This window comes from Paenibacillus sp. AR247 (assembly GCF_002968895.1).
Classification (GTDB): Bacteria; Bacillota; Bacilli; order Paenibacillales; family Paenibacillaceae; genus Paenibacillus_AQ; species Paenibacillus_AQ favisporus.
This window is the reverse complement of sequence record NZ_PCZT01000009.1, coordinates 1,252,001-1,258,401: the sequence shown is the minus strand read 5'-3', so window position 1 is coordinate 1,258,401 and position 6,401 is coordinate 1,252,001. Positions and strand designations below refer to the sequence as shown.

At 53.0% G+C, this 6,401-nt stretch carries 6 protein-coding genes and 2 pseudogenes; all 8 read left to right on the top strand.

Features of this window, described 5'->3' with window-relative positions; genetic code table 11:
• A partial coding sequence (locus CPT76_RS13975) for an MFS transporter (RefSeq protein ID WP_146116315.1) occupies positions 1–514 on the top strand: 514 nt, incomplete at its 5' end.
• A 239-nt stretch (positions 515–753) separates the two neighbouring features.
• Positions 754–1,830: an NAD(P)-dependent alcohol dehydrogenase gene (locus CPT76_RS13970; RefSeq protein WP_105444081.1), complete on the top strand. Its 1,077-nt coding sequence runs from the start codon at positions 754–756 to the stop codon at positions 1,828–1,830.
• A gap of 154 nt (positions 1,831–1,984) precedes the next feature.
• Complete coding sequence (locus CPT76_RS13965; RefSeq protein WP_105443343.1) at positions 1,985–2,572, top strand: TetR/AcrR family transcriptional regulator; 588 nt, start codon at positions 1,985–1,987, stop codon at positions 2,570–2,572.
• A gap of 75 nt (positions 2,573–2,647) precedes the next feature.
• Positions 2,648–3,476, top strand: a pseudogene (locus CPT76_RS13960) (SDR family NAD(P)-dependent oxidoreductase).
• 59 nt (positions 3,477–3,535) lie between these two features.
• Entirely contained in the window at positions 3,536–3,796 is a 261-nt protein-coding gene (locus tag CPT76_RS37370; RefSeq protein ID WP_181152842.1) for a DUF4180 domain-containing protein, read from the top strand.
• A gap of 225 nt (positions 3,797–4,021) precedes the next feature.
• Positions 4,022–4,407: pseudogene (locus tag CPT76_RS13950) on the top strand (GNAT family N-acetyltransferase); the annotation flags it as partial.
• A 140-nt stretch (positions 4,408–4,547) separates the two neighbouring features.
• Entirely contained in the window at positions 4,548–5,294 is a 747-nt protein-coding gene (locus tag CPT76_RS13945) for a WecB/TagA/CpsF family glycosyltransferase (protein ID WP_105443341.1), read from the top strand.
• 118 nt (positions 5,295–5,412) lie between these two features.
• Positions 5,413–6,264, top strand: coding sequence for an MBL fold metallo-hydrolase (locus tag CPT76_RS13940; protein WP_105443340.1), 852 nt, complete (start codon positions 5,413–5,415; stop codon positions 6,262–6,264).
• Positions 6,265–6,401 lie beyond the last annotated feature (137 nt).

Below are 6,401 nucleotides of genomic sequence, written 5' to 3'. Positions count from 1 at the left end.
GCTGATGCTGCCGGGCAGCTTGCTCAACGGCTTGATCTCGCCGATTACCGGTAAACTGTTCGATAAGTTCGGTCCACGGGCGCTGATCATTCCGGGAACGGCTGCTCTGGTCATCATTATGTGGTTCTTTACGCAGGTATCGGTTGAGACGAGCAAAGTCACGCTGCTCATCCTGCATATCTGTATGATGGTTTCCATCTCCATGATCATGATGCCGGCGCAGACGAACGGCATGAACCAGCTTCCGGCCCGGTATTATCCGCACGGTACGGCGATCTTGAATACGCTCCAGCAGGTGGCGGGTGCGATTGGTGTGGCCTTCTTTATCAGCGTCATGTCCAACGGCCAAGCCAGCTTCCTGAAGGGCTCTTCGGATCCAACCGCGCCTGGGCAAATGGCTGAAGCGATGGTAACCGGCGTGCATAACGCGTTTGTCATCGGATTTGGCTTCTCCATCGTGGCGTTGATTCTGGCATTGTTATTCAAACGGACCAAAGGTCCTGCTGAATCCTAAGCGGTTGATGCCCTTGCCTGCCATGTTTCCTTCCGGTTATCCAATTACATAGCCGTGAGTGAAGGGACTTATGCTCCTTCTGCATGGTGGTGCATCTCGCTGCACAGAAAGAATCTGCTCCCGAAGAGGGAGCGGATTCTTTTTGTTGATCAGACGTTGTTTTCATAGATATTAGCGGGTTTCTATAATACAATGTTAAAAAATAATAGATTTCAGGAAGGGAAGGAAGTACACAGATGATGAACTCCAGCATTCCCCAAACGATGCAAGCCGCTGTGATGCACAGCCCGCGCCAAATCCGGATTGAAACGGTGCCGGTGCCGGACATCGCACCAGATGAAGTGTTGATCAAAGTGATGGCCGTCGGCATCTGCGGATCCGACCTCCATTATTATACGCATGGGCGAATCGGCAAGTACGTCGTGGAGAAGCCGATTATCCTTGGCCATGAATGCTCGGGCGATGTCGCCGCCGTAGGCGCAGATGTAACCGGATTCAAAGTGGGGGACCGCGTAGCTGTGGAGCCCGGGGTGACCTGCGGCCGCTGTGAAGCCTGCAAGGAGGGGCGGTATAACCTCTGTCCCGACGTGCAGTTTCTGGCGACGCCGCCGGTAGACGGGGCTTTTGTCCAGTACATCAAAATCCGGCAGGATTTTGTGTTCCGGATCCCGGACTCGCTGAGCTATGAGGAGGCGGCGCTGATCGAGCCGTTTTCCGTCGGCATCCATGCAGCGGCGAGAAGCAAGCTTACGCCGGGATCCACCATTGCGATCATGGGGATGGGACCGGTAGGATTGATGGCCGTGGTCGCGGCCAAAGCGTATGGTGCTGCCGAAATTATCGTAACGGATTTGGAACCACTGCGTCTGGATGCCGCCAAGAAGCTCGGAGCGGATCACGTGATTAACGTCGTAGAGCAGGACGGCCTGGAGGAAATTCAGCGGTTGACGGACGGGAAGGGCGTCGATGTCGCTTGGGAAACGGCAGGCAATCCCAAAGCGCTGCAAACGGCGCTGGTCTCGCTGCGCCGGGGCGGGAAGCTGGCCGTCGTCGGACTGCCGGCACAGGATGAAATTCCGCTGAATGTTCCTTTTATCGCGGATAATGAGGTCGATATTTACGGAATATTCCGGTATGCCAATACATATCCGAAAGGCATCCGCTTCCTTGAGTCCGGCATTGCCGATGTGATGACGCTGGTCACAGACCGTTATTCGCTCCAGGATACCCAGGAAGCGATGGAGCGGGCCTTAAATCACAAAAGCGAGTGCTTGAAAGTTGTCGTCTACCCGAACGGCGTGCCAGAGGCAGAGTGAGGCGGTTCTTGTTCCTAAGGATAATATAGCACGGCTTAGGTCGTGCTTTTTGTCTTCTTTTTGAACATTCCAAATATTTCTTGTCAGCGACAGGGCTCATGGCTTATGATGACTTTAGAACGATCGTTCTGTAAATAAGGAAAGGTAGATCGCTTTGAAACGACATTATGACAGTGAAGAAACGCGGCGGATTATTGCGGAGAAGGCTGCGCAGCTCTTTTCGCAAAAGGGGTTCGCCGGAACCTCGATCTCGGATATATCCAAAGCCTCCGGGTTCAGCAAGGGCCATGTGTACTATCATTTTGAGAATAAGGAAAAGCTGTTCGTCTATCTAGCATTGGACGGCATGCGGGCCTGGGGGGAGAAGTGGGCCGGTGTATCCCCGAACTATAAGACAGCCAGAGATAAATTGTATGCGATGTCTACGTTCGTGATGAACAATTATCAAACCCCTCTGCTCAAGGTAGGGCAGGAGCTGGCGGCGAATCCGGCGACCAGTCCGGAGACGGTCCAGCAGCTGTACGGACTGGCGGTTACGCCGATGCAGGTTTACTCGGACATTTTCCAATACGGGATCGATACCGGAGAATTTGAGATCGACGATCTTCAAGGAACGACATTTTTATTCGGGACGCTGCTGGGGGCGCTGTGCCAGCATATTTACACGATGGAGCATGAACGGCTGCATGGTCTTTTCCGGAAAAGCGTCGATCTTTTTCTAAGCGGAATCCTCAAACGATGAGGTTTTACGCTTAAGTAGATTAGAACGATCGTACTAATTGTTCTAAAGTTAAACTGATGAGGAGGAGTCAAGGATATGGCAGAATGGGGTAAAGTGGCTATTGTCACAGGAGGGGCTTCGGGAATTGGCCGGGCCATTTGCGAAGCGTTGGCAGGGGAGCGTATTTTCGTTGTGGCAGCCGATATGGACCGAGCAGGCGGTGAGGAGACGGTCCGAAGATTTACCGCTGCGGGTGGGGAGGCGTTACGTTCACCTGGACGTGACGGACGCCTATCAGGTGGAAGGGCTGATCGAGAGTGTGTATGAGGAGTTCGGGCGGCTCGACTATATGTTCAACAATGCGGGCATCAGCATTTACGGGGAGCTGTACCACATGACACTTGATCATTGGAACCGGATCATTCAGGTCAACTTGTGGGGCGTCATCCATGGAACTCAGGCAGCCTATCGGGTTATGAAGCAGCAGGGCTTCGGCTGTATTGCGAATACCGCGTCCGCGACCGGATTGGGGCCATCGCCAACCTCCGCCGCGTATGCTGCGACCAAACATGCCGTGGTCGGACTGACCACATCCCTTCACTATGAAGCGGAAGCGTTTGGCGTTCATGTCAGCGCCCTATGCCCGGCTTTTGTGGATACTCCGATCCATCGGACTGGCGAAGCGCTCCATTTGGATCAAGAACTCGTCCTGAAGCAGATGCAGAAACAGAAAATGATGAGCCCCGAGCAGTTCGCCCGAATTGCGATAAAGGGCATTCACAAGAACGAGCCTGTGGTATGCCCGATGCCGCTGCGCCGCACCATGGATGTCGTATTCACCTTGTTTCCGCAGCTCCACCGCAAACTGATGCGACTTGTGTGCCGCGTTGCCCGCCAAGCAGCGGTTCAGCCGGACCAGACGTAGGAAAAGACTGGAACAGAATTCTCAGACAAGGTAATATAGCGGAAAGGAGGCAAAAAAGTATGAACTATACGATACATGAACAAGACGGCTCGAAGGTAGCGGTTCTTGACGACCCTCATGCCGTTATTGCCGACGTCCAGACGGCTCTGGATCTGATGGCTGGCATTGGGTGGGATCCATCGGGGCCGTGCCATAAGCTGCTGCTGAATCAGTCGAATTTGCCTGATGCGTTTTTTGAGCTGAAAACCGGGCTGGCAGGGGAAATCCTGCAAAAATATCGGACCTATCATTTTAAAATTGCCATTGTTGGTGATTTTTGAAGTCTTATTCCAGATTTATTCGGACATGGGATATTCATTGCCGAAAATCTGACCAAAACTGACCGGCTGCTATCTTTGACCGCCTTTGAAATGATCGCTCTGCCTTTGTTGATCCGGGCGGATTCATCCCCGGCCGCATTATTGCACGCAGTATAGAGTAAGCGGAATGCGTTGTAAATCATCGTCGTATATAACGCGTTGTAAAAAAGATAAGGGGGATCCTGGATGAAGGATGTCGTGCTGAGTACGGACCGGTTGATCCTGAGGCAAATGGGACGGGAGGATGTCCCTTTGCTGAAGCAAATTTTTGCGGACCCCGTCGCAATGAAGTACTATCCCTCCACCAAAGACAACCAAGAAACGCTGGAATGGATTGAATGGAACCTGCGAAATATGAGGAATGCGGTGTCGGCTTATGGATTGTGGAGAACCGGATCAACGGTGATTTTCTGGGACAGTGTGGCATCGTTCCACAGATTGTGGAAGGAGTTCGGGAAATGGAGATTGGCTACCTGTTCGCAAGGCGCGTATGGGGGAACGGTTATGCCACTGAGGCAGCAACGGCTTGCAAGCACTACGGTTTTGAGCAGATGAAGCTTCGCAAAATCGTTTCACTTCCCGATGCCAGTAATAAACCATCCGCTCGGGTGGCCGAACGGATCGGAATGACGCTGGAAAAACAAATCGTCAAATGGAACAAAGATGTGCTAGTATATTCTGTTTACGCCGATACAGAAGAGGTGGTCGAAAGATGAATCAACATGTGCCCATTATGGGGATTCCTTTCCCGAAATTGACGATGGAGCAAAGCGTAGAGCTTCTTCAAAACGTGATTGACCAAAAGGAGCAGCGGCTGTTTCACGTCGTTACCGGCAATCCGGAGATTGTGATGTCCTGCCAAAAGGATGCGCAGCTGCGCCAAATCGTCGATGAGGCAGGTTTGGTCACTGCGGATGGCATCGGCATTGTCATGGTCTCCCGGGTGCGGGGCGGCAGCCTGCCGGAGCGGGTAACCGGCTGCGATCTGCTGTTTAAGCTGCTTGAGGAGGGCGACCGGAAGGGTTGGTCGTTTTACTTTCTGGGCGCGGATGAGGAAACGAGCAGGCAGGCCGTCATCAACATTGGCCAGCAGTACCCGGGCGTCGCCATACGCGGCAGACATCACGGTTTTTTTACGCCGGAAGATGAACCGCGAATCGTACTGGAGATTGCTGATGCCGCGCCGGATTTTCTGATCGTCGCTCTGGGCGCACCCCGGGCAGAGAAGTGGATACATACCCATAAGGACAAGCTGCAGGCAAAAATTGCCATCGGTGTCGGCGGCAGCCTGGATATCATCGGCGGTAAAGTGAAGCGGGCGCCGGCAGCTTGGCAGCGTCTAAATCTCGAGTGGCTGTACCGGCTGATTTCCCAGCCGTCGAGATGGCGCAGACAGCTGATTTTACCCCGGTTTGCGGTGAAAGCGGTATTTTTTAGAGAGAGATCCAGAAGCGTTTAGCCCGTGTGAGCGGGTGGTTACAAGATACCTGGATAAGGTGAGCGAGATCCGCTGCTTACTTGGGATCTCCATGTAATGATACGTATGACCGTAAAAGTAACGGAAGGGAGAGGAAGGCATGAGCCAGTCACAGCCACAGAAGCAAGGCCAGCTCCTGATTCAGGAAATCGAGGAAACCTTCGTGCCGTACGGCATGGTCGCGGTATGGCCGCTTGGACAAGCCAGTTTTATCATTAAGGGAGGGGATACGGTCATTTACATCGATCCGTATGTCAGCCATAACCCGGATCGTACCTACCCGGCGCCGATCGGACCGGAGCATATTACGGATGCGGATTACTGCCTGGTCACCCATGAGCATTCGGACCATATGGATCTGGAGTCGATTGCGGCCATGTCCAAGGCTAGCCTGCAGACCGTCTATATGGCACCGGCATTCTGCCGCGAGGACATATTGAAGCAGGGCGTAGCCCCCGAGCGCTTCGTGATCGCCGATACGGAAAAGGATTACGGCGATGAAGTGATCATACGCCCCATCGCGGCCGCTCATGAAGAGCTCGAAACAGATGAGCAGGGCTATCATCGTTACGTCGGGTATCTGATCAAACTGAACGGCGTTACGGTGTACCATTCCGGAGATACGGTCATTTATGAAGGATTGACGGAACGGCTTCAGGGTGAGTCGATCGACCTCGGGCTTCTCCCGATTAATGGCCGCGACGCATTCCGGAACAGCCGCGGCATTATCGGCAATATGGACTACCGGGAAGCAGCCGAGCTGGCGAAGACCGTTGGGATCGGGATGACGATCCCGATGCATTATGACATTTTTGCGGGGAACGCTGAGCATCCGGGATATTTCGTGGACTATGTATATGACCACTTTCCTGAAATGCGTATTCATGTGATCGCACGTGGCGAAAGATTTATCCACGTGACGGATGCGGCACTGAGCGCTTTGAAGTCATAGACTGAAGGTGACCATTCGATAACGTCAAAGGTATGGATTAGAGCAGCCGCAAACCGCCTTCATTTGAAGGTGGTTTGTTTTTTTAGTAATCTGCATTACAGAAGAGGAAATTAGGGTGGTTTATGATGAGTGTAACA

Bases quoted from the DNA above. Each gene is read 5' to 3' on its own strand.
- CPT76_RS13970 (WP_105444081.1), top strand. From the start codon at position 754: ATGAACTCCAGCATTCCCCAAACGATGCAAGCCGCTGTGATGCACAGC.
- CPT76_RS37370 (WP_181152842.1), top strand. From the start codon at position 3,536: ATGAACTATACGATACATGAACAAGACGGCTCGAAGGTAGCGGTTCTT.
- CPT76_RS13945 (WP_105443341.1), top strand. From the start codon at position 4,548: ATGAATCAACATGTGCCCATTATGGGGATTCCTTTCCCGAAATTGACG.
- CPT76_RS13940 (WP_105443340.1), top strand. From the start codon at position 5,413: ATGAGCCAGTCACAGCCACAGAAGCAAGGCCAGCTCCTGATTCAGGAA.